This window comes from Flavobacterium sp. R1_16 (assembly GCF_057652095.1).
The window spans coordinates 152212-167178 of sequence record NZ_JBYFCG010000001.1 but is presented as its reverse complement, the minus strand read 5'-3'; the positions used below and the strand labels follow the sequence as shown (position 1 = coordinate 167178).

The window sequence follows — 14967 nt, the reverse complement described above, 5'->3', positions numbered from 1 at the left end:
AGCATAAAATAATTACTTATTTAGATTATTTTTTATAATCTCCTTAAACCTCATAAATAAAAAACGCCTCAATTGAGGCGTTTTTTGTTAAAATATAAATGATTATTATCGTTTAATCATTCGAACCGATCTCACTTTATCTCCTTGGCTTACAATCACGTTGTATACACCAGAAGGATAGTTCGTTCCAATCTCTTTAGTACTCAACTCAGATACAGTAGCTTTTTGAACCTCAAGTTCTCTTCCTAACATATCGTATACTTGTACTTGAACCAAATCATCACTTGAACTTTGAATGTCTAAGCTAAAGTGTCTTGCAAATGGATTCGGGAACGCTTTCACCTCAAATACATTACTGTTAATATCCTGAGCGGCCATTCTTGTGATTGGTGCTGGTGTGCTTACATTACATGCAGGACCATAAGATTGCCAAGTACCATTATTTATTGCTACTCGTATTGAATAAGTAGTACTTGATTCTCCTCCCCCAGGACTTAATTGTGACAAGGTGAAGTATCGGTATGGAGAATCAAAAGTTCGAACTCCAAACGACCCACCAGTAACTTCAAAACGATATTGGGTAGCCCCTACAACTGAATTAGCATATATAGTGGTATTTAGAGTAGGTAAAGTTGTACCACATCGATTCAACATAATTTGAGTAGTGTTAACAACAACCAATGCTGGGGTGTTAATTGTACATGGAGTGCCATAAGCCAACCACTGTCCTCCATAGAAAAGTGACACACTAACAGAATATGATTTACTATACTCAGCTACTCCTGGGATTTGTGTTAGTTTAAATGCTCTAATATTTAATATATCATTGTCATAGAAATAGTCAACTCCATTTTTAGTAACTTTAAAACGATAATCTGTAGCTCCTGTAATACCATTACAATAGATCGGCGTATCTAAAGTAGCTATTGTTGAACCACATTGATTTGGCATTACAGTTGTACATAACCCAATGGTTACACTTGCTGTTCCTGATTGAGCCTGAGAACAACCTGTATTGAAATCTTCCACTCGAACTAAAGTATAAACAGCTGTTCGAACCGTATTTGTCGGCACAGAAACCGTAGCTGTACTACTGCCTGTCGCAGAGATTACTGACAATTCCGTTGGATTACTATCAATAGTATAATAAAATTTATACTTTACGATCCCTGTTCCACTAGCTCCCGTAAAAGTGATAAGTGGTGATGATGTACTTAAACATGTTGTTGTAGTGCCTGATACGGAACCAGTTGGCAATGGATTAACTAATAAAGTTCCATCTACATAAGTAATGTCATAATTAGCTATACCTGTACCCACCGCATTTGACCCTACAATTGCATAGCTATTAGCAGCTGCTCCAGAACTAGATCCTGCACTTGTTAAAGTAATAGAATCAACACTATCACCTGCTACAATAGAACCACGTGTGTATTCTGATCCATCAAAACTAAACACACTTCCTTGGCATTTTACTTGATCATTAACTGTAATGGTTAAAGCCCTCTTATCGATTGTGAATAGATATGGACTAGAGCTATTTGCACTATAATTATTACTTTCAGTAACACTTGCTACAACCTGATAGTTTCCTGCATTTGTAGGAGCAGTGCTTGATGAATATGCTGTTCCTCCAACATTAGTATATAATAATGACCTGTCTCCATCTGAAGCTGTTGTTATAGATGCAGGTCCCTGAGGGAAACTATTATAAGTAAAATTCTGAGTTCCTGAAACAGATATTGTTGGAGTTATTGGCGAAGCAAAAACCAAAGTACTTGTTAGTGATGGAGAAATTCCGTCAGGAGCTATTACTTGATTTGTTCCTGTTGTAACTGTACCTGGATAAGACCACGAAGAACCATTATAAACGGCTGTTCGCAAAGTTGAAACGGTTGGCGTACCTAATAAATCGCCTGCAACATAAGTAAATGTCCCTGTATAAGTTGAGGCAAATGTACTTCCTGATGGTTTAGTAACCGACCAAGCTCTTGCTATAGCTTTTGTTGTATCTAAATTTAAAGTAGAATATGGTGAGTTACTAAAATCACTAATAGCCGAAGTAGAAACTAACACATCTCCCGCCGCAAAATCTGTAGCTGAAACATTTAATGAAGCTGGAGCATAATTAGTATCATCTCCTACTTCAAAAACTTTTGTTCCGCTTGTTGTTATATTTTTTTGCAAGTTTCCGTTTATCCACCCATTGGTTCTTGTAACTGAGCCTGTTGATGGTATGATTGCTTTATTAGTTCCTGTAACTAACAATCCTTTTGTTAAAGAAAGGGTATTGTTAAAAGTGGCATTATTAGACAAAACAACATTTCCACTTGTTGCCTTATCCACAATCATGTAATCAAACGTCTCTCCTCCTGATTTAACAATTGTTTGATCTCCTGTCTCAGCATTAAAAAATACTGCTCTCCCATTAGGTGTAAACAATCCTGTTGTGTGAGTCCAATTACCTTTGATGTGTATGTCTCCACCTGTACCATCTCCTAAGGAAAGGTCTCCAGCTATACTAATATCTCTACCAACTGTCACCGCACCACTAGACATACCAAGCCCAAAATCCATATAAAATTTAGATCCAGCACCAATAGTTAAATCACGAGCTAATGACAAGTTAGTTGTATTATCCCCAGCATTATTAGGATAATCCAGCGTTGTGCTATTGCTTAAAGTTATGTCATTAGGATAACCCGCACCAGAATTAGCACTCCATTCTATCGATCTATTATAAGTAGCTCCAGAATTATATAAAAGCAATGAAGAACTACCATAAGTAGGAGCAACCGCATTTGTAGCTGCACTTACAAAACCTCCTGCATTTAACTTTAATGTTCCATTTACTGTAAATGTTCCAAACATAACTTCTAAACCTCGCGTTAAGGTTAAAGTAGCTCCTGTATTTGGTAATGAAACATTTAAAAATCGGCATACACTTCCTGCTCCTGATACAGTTAATGTTCCTGTTGTATTGCTATAAGTCAAATTAATATCATTCCCAGCACCAACATTAGTTCCTGTAATAGATTCCCCAACAGAAAGCGTAGGAGTAGCTCCTGTCATAGTAATTGTTTTAGCAACTCCAGAAGCATTTTGAACATTCCCCGAAGTAACTGTAAAATTACCTGCAATATTAATATCATTTGCAGGTTGTAATAATGATGATGCTGTTTTTGCTACTGTTAAATCTCCAAAGGATTCTCCTCCAGATTTTGTTATGGTTTGTGTTCCAGAACCATTAAAAGTTACTGTACGATTATTGTGTGTAAAGGTTCCTGAATTAGTCCAGTTTCCTCCTACAGTAATATTTCCGCCAGTGCTTGCGCCTAATGTAAGTGTTCCGCTATTCAAAACATTACCACTAACTGTTAAGGTATTTGCCGAAGGCGTATTAACCGTTGAACCACTATCTATAGTAAGATCCCCTTTTACCGTATAATTGGAACTATTAGGTATCGTTAAGGTTGTATTATTACTAATCTGAACACTAGCAGGTAAACCCAAACCAGGCCCTCCAGTTCCAGTTACCCATGGTCCTGACATACTCGTAACAGTAGTTCCCGTGTTAAATAATAGTTTAGAACCTGGTCCGTAAGTCACAACGTTATTACCAAATACTCCGTTAGTATTTAGCTGAACTGTTCCATTAACAGTATATCCTCCACTTCCATTTCTATAGAGGTTATTAGTATTTTGAATCAATAATGTTCCGTTAATAGTTCGTGCTAAGTTATCATTTAATTGTAATCCTCCATTATTGGTAGTGGCAGCTATTAGAGAAACATTGAATGGACTATTAGTTGCTGGCCAACATAACTCTCCATTACCTGAATTAAAATTATAAGTGCCTGTCGATCTAAATTCTAATGTAGAGGCAGCTCCATACGTCCAAGTACCACTACCTGTTACTGTAGCATTTCCTCCTCCTCCGTTAAGACTTCCTCCAATGGTAAATGTACCATTTATAGCTACTGCCGCATTGGTAACAAATTTTGAAGTCGCTATTAATTGTCCTCCTGCATCTACGGTTATAGCACCTGTTTGTGTAAAGTTTGAGCTTATAGTAATTACTGCTCCACTTACAATCTGAACAATATCTGATGTTGTTGGAGCAACATTTCCTACCCAACTATTCCCATCAGTCCAAGGCCCTGTTACAGCCTTAGATACTTTTAGAGTACTCGTTGTACCAGTTACTGTTATGTTTTGAGTGGTAGCCCCTGTTGAAGCTAATGATACTGATTTTGCAACAGCCGTTTCTGACCCTGTAGGCACATAGCGCACATATAAATTAGCACTTACACTACCGCTTGAAGGAGTATAAGATACTGAACCTCCTGTTGTACTCCATGAAGAGTTATCTTTACTTACCTGATAGTAAGCAGGTGCTGTAACAACAATATCTGCTGTTAAATTTGTTCCTGTAACTGCAAATGTTTGCGATGCAGAAGTTCCACCCACGGTCGTGCTGAAAGCCGCCGTTGCTGGAGTTACTCCTATAGCAGGCCCTACTGACGGACAAGTTGCTAAAGTAACTCCATAATTAGTTCCTGTTCCTGTAAGAGTATAGCATCTATCACTATTAACTCCTGTTATGTTAACTGTCTGTTTGCCATTACCATTACCGTTATTAAATACTATAGTTACATCTGAATTAGTATAGGTAAATGTATAAGTCCACCAACCACCTCCTGCATTGGTCATTATAAGACCTGGCCAACCAGACCCTATACCAGATGGCGTAAGCGTACCTCCATTGAAAGCATATAAATACCCAGAACCTGACCAATCTGCTGGTTGTTGAAATTGAACCGTAATTGAATTTGCAGCTGTTCCAGTAGCAGTGTAATTTACAGTTGTAGCACCAGAAGAAGCTAAACTTATAGTTTTACCAACCGCATTTTCTCCTGCAGTTGGCTTGTATCTAATTGACAAGGTGCCACTAACACTACCACCAGACTGTACAAATGTAGCTGTCGATCCCCAAGTTGTTCCGTCTGAGCTTACTTCATAATAAGCAGGAGCAGTAGCTGTGATGTTTCCATTCAGGTTTGAACCTGTTACTGTAGCGGTTTGCACGCCAGAGGTAGCGCCTACATTAGCACTATAAGTACCTGATGAAGTACCTAATGTTATCAATGGCTGAACCGCAGTTCCCGTTACCGTAATATTTTGAGTATTAGAATTTGTCGAAGTTAACGCTACCGTTTTATTCGCACTTGTCTCAGCCCCAGTAGGTACGTAGCGCACATATAGCGTTGCGTTTACGCTACCACTTGAAGGAGTGAAGGTAACATTTCCTCCTGTTGCGCTCCAAGATGAATTGTCTGTACTTACCTGATAATAAGCAGGAGCCGTAGCTGTAATATTGGCAGTTAAATAACTACCTGTTACAGTAAACGACTGAGATGCAGATGTTCCTCCTACAGTAGTACTGTATGTTGCAGTTGTAGGAGTTGCCGAAATTACAGCAGGAGCTGTTCCTGTTGCGACATAATTTACAGTTGTTGCTCCTGTAGAAGCTAAAGTTATATTTTTAGCAACAGCATTCTCGCTTGCAGTAGGTTTGTATCTAATAGACAAAGTACCACTAACATTACCTCCTGATTGTACAAATGTTGCTGTGCTACCCCAAGTTGAACCATCTGAACTTACTTCATAATAGGTTGGAGCTGTAGCAACAATATTAGCCGTTAAATTAGACCCCGTAACTGAAGAGGTTTGCACTCCAGAAGTTCCGTTAACTGCAACATTATAAGTCCCTGAAGAAGTTCCAAGTGTTATTATAGGAGAACTACCTGTGACTGTAATTGTAAAGGAAGTACCTTTCAAAAACACCAATCTGTCCGTCATAACAGGAATAATAGTATGAACTCCCTCAGATAAAGCAGAGGTATTATATGCCGTAACTGTAGAAGTTGTTGCCTTTGCAGAAGTAAGTGTTGGAGTTGTTGCTCCATCTACATAATACTGTATATACATATTTCTTCCGTAAGAAGTAGTAGCACTACTAGTAACCGCAGTAAGATTTACCGAAGCTGTTCCAAAAGGAATAGAACTACTACTTGGAGTTACTGATGTGAACGTTGTAGCATTTGTTTTAGAATTTGACCCTCCCGTAACATACCTAGCTCCCGCAGCGTTTGTTGCCGTTTGACTGGTAAATCCGCCTGTTCCTGCCCAACCTCCACAATTATTACTAACAGAAAGGGTTCCTGGCACATTTGTTCCTAACATACTTAAATAAACATCCGTAGTACTCATAGCTGTCTTGGCCGTTGTTGCAATACACGTAGTAGAAGAATTATTAGTCACACCCAATGTTCCAGCATAAGACTGATTAATATAAAACATTATATCTGTTCCGCTAAGAACTGCAGACGGAACATTTAAATTAGCCTTCCATTCGCCAGCTATTGAAGTACCCGAAGAACTATACGGTATAAAATAAAAATTACTAGGTAATGAAGTAACATTATTCGTTTTCCCTGTTATAGGTGTAGGTAATGATCCTGCTGCCGTGGACACATTGTAACTACTAGAGCCCGCCAAAACTGTTGCGCCACCACTACCATTTCCAAAATAAAAAGCAGTAGCCCCAGTCCACTGAGGAGTAACAGTAAAAGACCATATGTCATTCCCAACCGAAGTCATTACATAAGAACGCAAATAACTAGCTGTCCCTATAAATATGTGGGGGGTTGACCACGACGTCTGACTGTTGTCGAAATAGTAGGTTGTATTATTTGGAATATCAAATGCAAAGGCATCTGAAGCAAATCCAAAAACTCCTACACAAACAAACATTAAAACCCGTAAGCGGTTTTTAAAATGAAGTAAAGTGTTCATCATAATTTTGGTTTAAAAAATTTATAAAATTGGTTTGGTATTTTTGTATTCTTCTTTTAAAATTTAGGTTCAGTTTTTTATCCAAAAACAAACCCAAATATGATATAAAATGCCTTTTAGCGCTATCGATTTTTCTCCATGAAATGCAAATAAAATCGCCCAAATACACTATTGTTCCTAAGAACACCTACAAACAACATAAGTATTTTCTGACACCTAAAGTTATCAACATTCTAAGTTAACAAAAAATACAATTCATACAACAGCGTAAAAACAAACAGCTAACACTACAACGTTTTCGTGTTGATAAATTGTTATTTTTTTGTAAATAAATTACTTAGAACGAAAAAAAATCAGAGAAAAATTATTGATTTCAAAATGGAAAATGAAGAAAAATAAGAGGCTTTTTACTTTCCTTATACACAAGAATTACGTAGTACTAATTTTGAGAATAGAAAATCATGATTTGAATGCAAATCATTGTAAATAATCTCACTCTGGTTTTATTTAAAGTAGCTTGAAATCGGGAAGGGATTTTAAATAGAATAGATCTTTTTTATCTTATCGACAATAACCTGAGCCAATTGTTCGTGGCTTTCAAAAGTCCAACCTGCTATATGAGGTGTAAGTAAGACATTATCAGCATCTAATAAATATTGAAAAGCTTCAGGAATCGTCGTGTCTTGGAAAAGACTTTCAAAAGACAACTTCTCATATTCCAAAACATCGAGACCAGCCCCGAGTATTTTACCAGATTGCAAAGCAGCTACTAAATCGGAAGTGACGATATTTTTCCCTCTGGAAGTATTAATAAACCATAATGGTTTAGCAAACCGATTGATAAAAGTAGCATTGACCATCTTATCCGTTTCTGCTGTCCATGGAAGATGCAAACTTACAACATCTGCTCTCTGTTGTAATTCTACCAAAGAAACTTGTTGCGCATTTTCATCTGCTTGATTTGGTAAAATGTCATGAAACAGAACTTTTACATCAAACCCTCGTAGTTTTTTGGCAAAGGCTTTTCCCATATTTCCATAACCAATTATACCAACAGTCTTTCCATCCAACTCATGTCCACGATTACTTTCTCTATTCCATTGACCTGATTTAATTTCGGAATTGGCTTTATTGAGATTGTTCATTAGTGATAATAACATAGCCAATGTATGTTCGCCCACAGCATTTCGATTTCCTTCTGGAGCGGCAATAAGATGAATTCCTTTACTCAAGGCATAATCACAATCGATACTTTCCAAACCAGCTCCAACTCGTGCTATAAATTGCAATTGAGTGGCTTTATCTAAAAAATGACGGTCAATTTTAAATCTGCTACGAATGACAATGCCCTGATAATCCTGAATTTTAGCTTCAATTTCTTCCTTAGAAGAACTAAAATCATTGTGATTAACAAAGCCTGATTCTTGCAATTGCTCCCAAAGCAAAGGGTGATTGCTATCAATATGTAGAATTTTGACAGGAGTTTTCAAGAGTTATCCCTTAATCTGTTTCAAAGACGTTTTAATACCTACTATTAATGATGAGCTGAATCCGAGATGCTCCATTTCGTTCAATCCTGCAATGGTACATCCTTGTGGTGTGGTCACTCGATCTATCAATTGCTCAGGATGCACTTTTTCTTCAAGCAACATTCGAGCAGCTCCTTTTACAGTTTGCGCCGATATAGCTAATGCCGTTTGTGAATCAAAACCAATTTCTATACCTGCTTGCATTGAAGCTCTAATGTATCGCAATGCAAATGCAGTTCCACTAGCTCCAAGAACAGTAGCTGCATCCATTAATTTTTCATCAATTATAGGAGCAGTACCTAAATCCTGAAATAGAGTAATGACTTTTTGAGCGGCTTCTTTATCTTTTTCTTGAAACGATATGCAAGTGGCTGACTCCGCAAATTGAGCAGCAATGTTGGGCATAATTTTTACTATAGAATGCAATTGATTGGTTTTCTTTTCTAGACTTTCAATAGTTACACCGCTCACAGCAGAAGCAATAGTTTTATTGGAAATTACTGGAAGAATTTCTTTCAACACCGTATCCACCTGATAGGGTTTTATGGTCAAAATGATACAATCTGATTCTTGAATTTGATGCGTATTATCACTTGAAACTGTAACTCCTAATTTTTCAAGATGTAAAATTGGGGCAGTATTTCTTCTGGTTATGGTTACTTCATTTCCTTTAGTATACTTTGCTATTCCAACCGCAATAGCTACTCCTAAATTTCCACCTCCTATAATATGTATTTTCATCCGTTTACAATTTAAAATCCTAATATTAATCTCGCTATTCCAAAATATAATATAATCCCAAAAACATCATTTGTAGTCGTAATAAAAGGACCTGTAGCAATTGCTGGATCAATCTTGTTTTTGTGTAAAAACAAAGGTACTAGGGTTCCCAAAGTCGCTGCAAAAAGAATCACAACAATAATAGAAATAGAAATCGCTAATCCTACTTGATACTGTTGGTACATAATGGAATGATAGAGCAATAAAAACAAAGAAATTATGGTTCCCGAAATCATAGCAACGGTCAACTCTTTACTAAAATATTGCTTACTGAATTCTTTTAAGGTTCCATTCGCCAAACCTTGAACTACAATTGCAGAAGCTTGTACCCCAATATTTCCAGCGGTAGCCGAAAGTAATGGCACAAATATGATTAAAGTGGAATATCTTTGAAATGCTAGTTCGTTACTTTTCAATGCAAAGGAAGCTATGATTTCTATTACCATTCCTATTAACAACCAAGGTAAACGTGCTTTGGTTAACTCTAAAACACTGTCATTAGCCTCAACATCCTGAGTAATACCCGCTGCTAATTGGTAATCTTTATCGGCTTCATCTTTAATTACATCGACAATATCATCAATAGTGATACGACCTACTAATCGTCCCAATTCATCAATCACTGGAATAGCCTCTAAATCGTACTTCTGCATGATACGTGCTACCTCAACATCTTCAGTATCTACCTGAACCCAATTTAATTTTCGAATATAGACTTCGCTAATAGGTGTTTTTGTAGAAGTGGTCAATAAATCTTTCAATGACAACCGCCCTTTCAATCGGTTTTCATCATCGACTACATATATAGAATGAACTCTTGATATATTTTCGGCCTGAATACGCATTTCTTTGACGCAGGTAAGCACGTTCCAATTTTCGTTGACTTTCACCAACTCCTTGTGCATAATTCCTCCCGCAGTATGCTCATTATAGCGAAGTAAATCAACAATATCCTTGGCATGCTCTACGTCCTGAAGCTCAGAAATTACTTCTTCTTTTCTGCCTTTAGAAAGTTCGGCAATAATATCAGCAGCGTCGTTGGTTTCGAGTTCATCCAACTCTTCAGCTATCTCTTTTGGTGAAAGGCGATTAAGAATGTTTTCTCTTAAATCATCTTCCAATTCCAGAAGAATCTCAGCTGTTTTCTCGCTATCTAAAACTTTGAAAATATAGGTTGCTTCGTCAAAATCAAGCTCATCCAAAATTTCGGCTATATCAGCATGGTGCAAATCATTCAATAGGACTTCCAATTGGTTGTCGTCTTTGTTTTGAATCAATTGCTCTAATTGTTGAATTAGTTCTTTGCTGATTTTAAACTCCATCGGCGGCTATTTTTTGCGTTAATGCTACAAATTGTTCAACAGATAATTGCTCTGGTCTGAGGTCAAAGATAGTATCTTCTCTTAAATTATCCGACAAATTTAAAGTTTTTAAACTGTTTCTCAATGTTTTTCTTCGCTGTTGAAAAGCAGTTTTTACAATGCTAAAAAATAATTTTTCATTACATGGTAAACTGTAATTTTCTTTTCTTCGCAATCGCAAAACCCCCGATTTTACTTTTGGTGGCGGTATAAAAACAGTTTCATCAACTGTAAATAGATATTCGGCATCATAGAATGCTTGAGCTAAAACCGATAAAATCCCATAGGCTTTACTTCCTTTTTTCTCACATATCCTCTCAGCTACTTCCTTTTGAAACATTCCAGCAAATTCAGGAATTTGATTTCGATATTCCAAGGCTTTAAAAACAATTTGTGTAGAAATATTGTATGGGAAATTTCCAATTATAGCAAACTGCTTTCCATCAAAAACTTCATTGATGTTGTATTTTAAAAAATCCTTAGCAATGATTTTCCCTTTAAGTTTTGGAAAATTCTCTTCGAGATACACCACCGACTCAGAGTCGATTTCTATAACGTATGTATTTATAGGTTTGTCTAATAAATATTTGGTGAGTACTCCCATCCCGGGACCTATTTCTAGAACCTCATTGTATCCCCCAAAATTCAAAGTATCTGCAATTCTTTGTGCTATACTTTCGTCTTTCAAGAAGTGTTGTCCAAGATGTTTTTTAGCTTTTACTTTTTCCATAGTTTCGTTTCGAGAAGTTGAAAAGTAGGAAGCCAATCAATCTCTTTTTAATTATGATTTAAAATTACTGAGCACTTGCCATAGAGTAATGCTCGCTAATATGTTCTAACTCTGTTCTGAATGAAAATAGTTTATCTGCAAACAATCGAATAGCCTCGTTTCTCAATCTCGGTGCGTCTTCCTTGTAATATTTTTCCAACTTTTCCTTGCTATCTGTAGTGTACTGAACAGCATAGGTAATCTCATCATTTTCGTTCTCCACAAGAACTCTAACCAATCGTGCCGAAGTAAATTTTCCTGTAGCTAAAACATCTGGAATATGTTGTTCTTGTATCCAAGTCAACCATTGTTCATGGATGCTTTCACTAACTGTTGTGGTTACGTTATAAATTATCATGAGAATAGCGTTGTTATGTGGTTCAAATTACAAATTTCCGAATTATAAATTAGTATCTCCTCGCAATTGCCGGTATTTTTTTCTGGCATCGGTAAAATAAATGCTGTCTTCATGATGAAAAATAATTTGTTCGTAGAGCGATTTTGCTTTTTGTTTGGCTTGTTCTCCTCCTGAACTTTGATTTACATCTAGAGACAATTTGTTATAAATTTCAGCCGAAAAATAATAGGCTTCGTCAATATAAATACTCTCCTTGTGGTGATCGATAATTTCCTGATAATAACTTATTGCAGCTAAATAATCTCCCGTTTTTTCATATAATTTACCCAATCTCAAAAAAGTAACAGCTTCAATCTCCTGACCTTTAAAGCTTTTTAAAATAGCTTGATAGAGTGCTGCCGCTTCTTTATTTTTATTTTGGTACAATAAATAATCTGCATGAGCAAATTGTTTCAACGCCGTCTGGGTAGAATCAGCAACAGTATTGTCGTTAATTAAAAGAAAATATTCTAAGGCATCGTTAGCAATTAATTGCGTGGAAGCCGACTTGAGCTCTTTGAACTGCTTTTGTGCCCATTCAAAATCTCCTTTGAAATAGCTGGTTTTGGCAGCTTTTAAACTGGCCTCATGCCCTATAACATCATTTTTTAAATCTTCCTCAATTTGAGAATAATAAATCAATGCCTGATTGAATTTTTCTTCAAACAACAAAATATCGGCCAATTCCATTTTGACATCTGCTTTTTGATACTCGTTCAATGGTAATTCTAATGCTGCATTTAAAATCTTTTTGCCTTGTTCAGGGTTTTTTAAATAAAAAGTCGAAAAATGCGCTTGCATAATTTGTAACGAAAGCGAATACGGACTGATGCCAAACTCTTTCAACAACACATCTAAATCGGATTCTATAGATTTAAAATCTTTTTCTTGAGCAGTATCTATTCGCATTTGAAGCAAAAAACTATGCGCTTGAATGAGTAATTCTAAATCTTTGGTGTTATCCAAAACAAAAGTCAGAATTTCTTTAGCGGTTTCCTGTTCTTGTTCTTCGACAGCTAATTGTGCTAAGTTAACTATATTAGAAAAGGTTTCTGGATTGCGTTTGTAAATGGCTTTTTCCTGAATAAAGGCCTTACCGTATTCTTTTTGTTGTACATAAAACCAACTCAAATATTCATTCCAAAATACGTCTTGATTTTTTTGAGCTCTAACTAATAAGGCTTTTCGCAACGTTTCGTTAAACATTTCATTAGCATCTTCTGTCATGAATCGCGACAACTGATTTTGAATCATGATGGAGCTTTGCGGATTGGTATAGGCTTCATTCAGAAATTTTTCAATCATCATGTTGGTATTTCCCAACTGACCGTATAGAATTGCCATTTGATAATTGAAATTGAAAAGTGGTTCTTGAGCTACCGCTATTTCATAAGATTGTAAAGCATAATCAATCAACACCTTTCTCTCAAAAGTTCCCGCAATACCGTAGACTTCATTTGGATTTTTTTTGATTTTATCAATGGCTTGGTCGTAATATTCTTTGGCTTTTGCTGTATTTTTTTGCAATTGATAATTGTATCCCAATTCAACCAATAGACTTGATTGCTTGTACCTATCCAATCGCTCTCGAATGACTTTCTCTGCAATATCGTATTGTTGTAACTGTTGGTAACAATCGATTACTTTTTGAAAATAATAGCCATTGCCAGGTTGATATTTTAGCAACTCTTCAAAACTGATTTTTGCCTTTTCAAAATCGCCTTTATCAAAATAATTCTGTGCTAATTGTTCGTTTTGAGAAAAAGCAATTAGTGTAAAAAAGAAAGTTAAGCAAAGCAGGAATTTTTTCATTTAGTTCCAATAAAAACGACAATGTACTAAAGTAACACATTTGTCCTAAAGTACTACATTGTTTTAAAAAGATTAACTTTTTAATCAATGATATCAAATCCGCAATACGGACGCAAAACCTCAGGAATTACAATACCTTCAGCTGTTTGATAATTCTCTAAAATTCCAGCTAAAACTCTCGGTAAAGCTAGCGAACTTCCATTTAAAGTATGTGCTAGTTGATTTTTTCCGTCTTTGTCCTTGAAGCGCAATTTCAAACGATTCGCTTGAAAGGTTTCAAAATTAGAAACTGAGCTGATTTCCAACCAACGCTCCTGAGCCGTTGAATACACCTCAAAATCATAGGTTAATGCCGATGTGAAACCCATATCTCCACCACACAAACGCAAAATGCGATAGGGCAATTTTAATTCTTGAAGAATTCCTTTTACGTGCTCTACCATTCCTTCTAAAGCTTCATAGGATTTTTCTGGATGCTCTATTCGAACAATTTCTACTTTATCAAATTGATGCAAACGATTCAATCCGCGAACATGTGCTCCGTATGAACCCGCTTCTCTTCTAAAACAGGGCGTATAGGCTGTACACAAAACAGGCAATTCATTTTCGTTTAAAATAACATCGCGAAATAAATTAGTTACAGGCACTTCAGCCGTTGGAATCAAATACAAATCATCTACTGTTGCATGATACATTTGCCCTTCTTTATCCGGTAACTGTCCAGTTCCATATCCTGATACTTCATTAACTAAATGAGGTACTTGAACTTCTTTATATCCAGCAGCCGTGTTTTTGTCTAAGAAATAATTAATCAAAGCGCGTTGTAATTTGGCCCCCTTTCCCTTATACACTGGAAATCCTGCACCCGTGATTTTTACACCCAACTCAAAATCGATAATATCATATTTTTTTACCAATTCCCAATGCGGTTGTGCTCCTTCGTGCAGAACTGGAATAACTCCTTCTTGAAGAACCGTAACATTATCCTCAGCCGCTTTCCCATTAGGGACAATATCAGCGGGAAGGTTCGGTATGGTGTATAATTTTTGAGCCAAATCTTGAGCTAAAACATCTAGTTTTTCAGCTAATTCTTTGGTTTTTTCTTTTAGCTGAACCGTTTTTTCTTTTAGAGCAGTTGCTTTTTCTTTTTTACCGCTTTTCATCAGTTCGCCAATGGATGCCGACAATTTATTAGATTCTGATAAAGTGTTGTCCAATTCCACCTGAGTAGCACGACGTTTTTCGTCCAATTGTACCACTTCTTCCACAAGACCCTTAGCATCTAAATTTCTTTTCGCTAAAGCTTTAATTACTTTTTCTTGGTTGTCTCTAATAAATGCGATCTGTAACATGTTTGGATTTTTAATGTCCGCAAATTTAAGGAATTACTTTTTATTTGAACTGACAAAAGAAAAAAGTTGAAGACTCAATCTTTACTATGAATTAGTAATTCAATACCCT

Annotated in this window: 8 protein-coding genes; all 8 read right to left on the bottom strand. The window is 36.3% G+C overall.

What is annotated here, in order from left to right; translation table 11 throughout:
• Positions 1–105: 105 nt before the first annotated feature.
• The gene (locus AC23L6_RS00715; RefSeq protein WP_487560371.1) at positions 106–6861 is read right to left on the bottom strand and encodes a starch-binding protein; all 6756 of its coding nucleotides are present in this window, start codon (positions 6859–6861) and stop codon (positions 106–108) included.
• A gap of 533 nt (positions 6862–7394) precedes the next feature.
• Positions 7395–8348, bottom strand: coding sequence for a 2-hydroxyacid dehydrogenase (locus AC23L6_RS00710; RefSeq protein ID WP_487560370.1), 954 nt, complete (start codon positions 8346–8348; stop codon positions 7395–7397).
• A 3-nt stretch (positions 8349–8351) separates the two neighbouring features.
• Entirely contained in the window at positions 8352–9128 is a 777-nt protein-coding gene (gene proC / locus AC23L6_RS00705) for a pyrroline-5-carboxylate reductase (RefSeq protein WP_487560369.1), read from the bottom strand.
• 11 nt (positions 9129–9139) lie between these two features.
• Positions 9140–10489 carry a magnesium transporter gene (mgtE, locus tag AC23L6_RS00700; RefSeq protein WP_487560368.1) on the bottom strand — a complete coding sequence of 450 codons (1350 nt, stop codon included), beginning with the start codon at positions 10487–10489 and terminating at the stop codon, positions 9140–9142.
• The gene (gene rsmA, locus AC23L6_RS00695) at positions 10479–11258 is read right to left on the bottom strand and encodes a 16S rRNA (adenine(1518)-N(6)/adenine(1519)-N(6))-dimethyltransferase RsmA (RefSeq protein ID WP_487560367.1); all 780 of its coding nucleotides are present in this window, start codon (positions 11256–11258) and stop codon (positions 10479–10481) included. Before rsmA ends, mgtE begins: the two co-directional genes overlap by 11 nt.
• Before the next feature lie 64 nt (positions 11259–11322).
• Positions 11323–11655 carry a DUF4286 family protein gene (locus tag AC23L6_RS00690; protein ID WP_487560366.1) on the bottom strand — a complete coding sequence of 111 codons (333 nt, stop codon included), beginning with the start codon at positions 11653–11655 and terminating at the stop codon, positions 11323–11325.
• A 42-nt stretch (positions 11656–11697) separates the two neighbouring features.
• Positions 11698–13506, bottom strand: coding sequence for a tetratricopeptide repeat protein (locus tag AC23L6_RS00685; protein ID WP_487560365.1), 1809 nt, complete (start codon positions 13504–13506; stop codon positions 11698–11700).
• A gap of 80 nt (positions 13507–13586) precedes the next feature.
• A complete protein-coding gene (gene serS / locus AC23L6_RS00680; protein ID WP_487560364.1) occupies positions 13587–14858 on the bottom strand; it encodes a serine--tRNA ligase in 1272 nt (423 codons plus the stop codon).
• Between the last annotated feature and the right edge of the window lie 109 nt (positions 14859–14967).

Excerpts from the sequence above, each read along its gene's own strand:
- AC23L6_RS00690 (WP_487560366.1), bottom strand. The coding sequence starts at position 11,655 with ATGATAATTTATAACGTAACCACAACAGTTAGTGAAAGCATCCATGAA.
- proC (WP_487560369.1), bottom strand. The coding sequence starts at position 9,128 with ATGAAAATACATATTATAGGAGGTGGAAATTTAGGAGTAGCTATTGCG.
- rsmA (WP_487560367.1), bottom strand. The coding sequence starts at position 11,258 with ATGGAAAAAGTAAAAGCTAAAAAACATCTTGGACAACACTTCTTGAAA.
- mgtE (WP_487560368.1), bottom strand. The coding sequence starts at position 10,489 with ATGGAGTTTAAAATCAGCAAAGAACTAATTCAACAATTAGAGCAATTG.
- serS (WP_487560364.1), bottom strand. The coding sequence starts at position 14,858 with ATGTTACAGATCGCATTTATTAGAGACAACCAAGAAAAAGTAATTAAA.
- AC23L6_RS00685 (WP_487560365.1), bottom strand. The coding sequence starts at position 13,506 with ATGAAAAAATTCCTGCTTTGCTTAACTTTCTTTTTTACACTAATTGCT.
- AC23L6_RS00715 (WP_487560371.1), bottom strand. The coding sequence starts at position 6,861 with ATGATGAACACTTTACTTCATTTTAAAAACCGCTTACGGGTTTTAATG.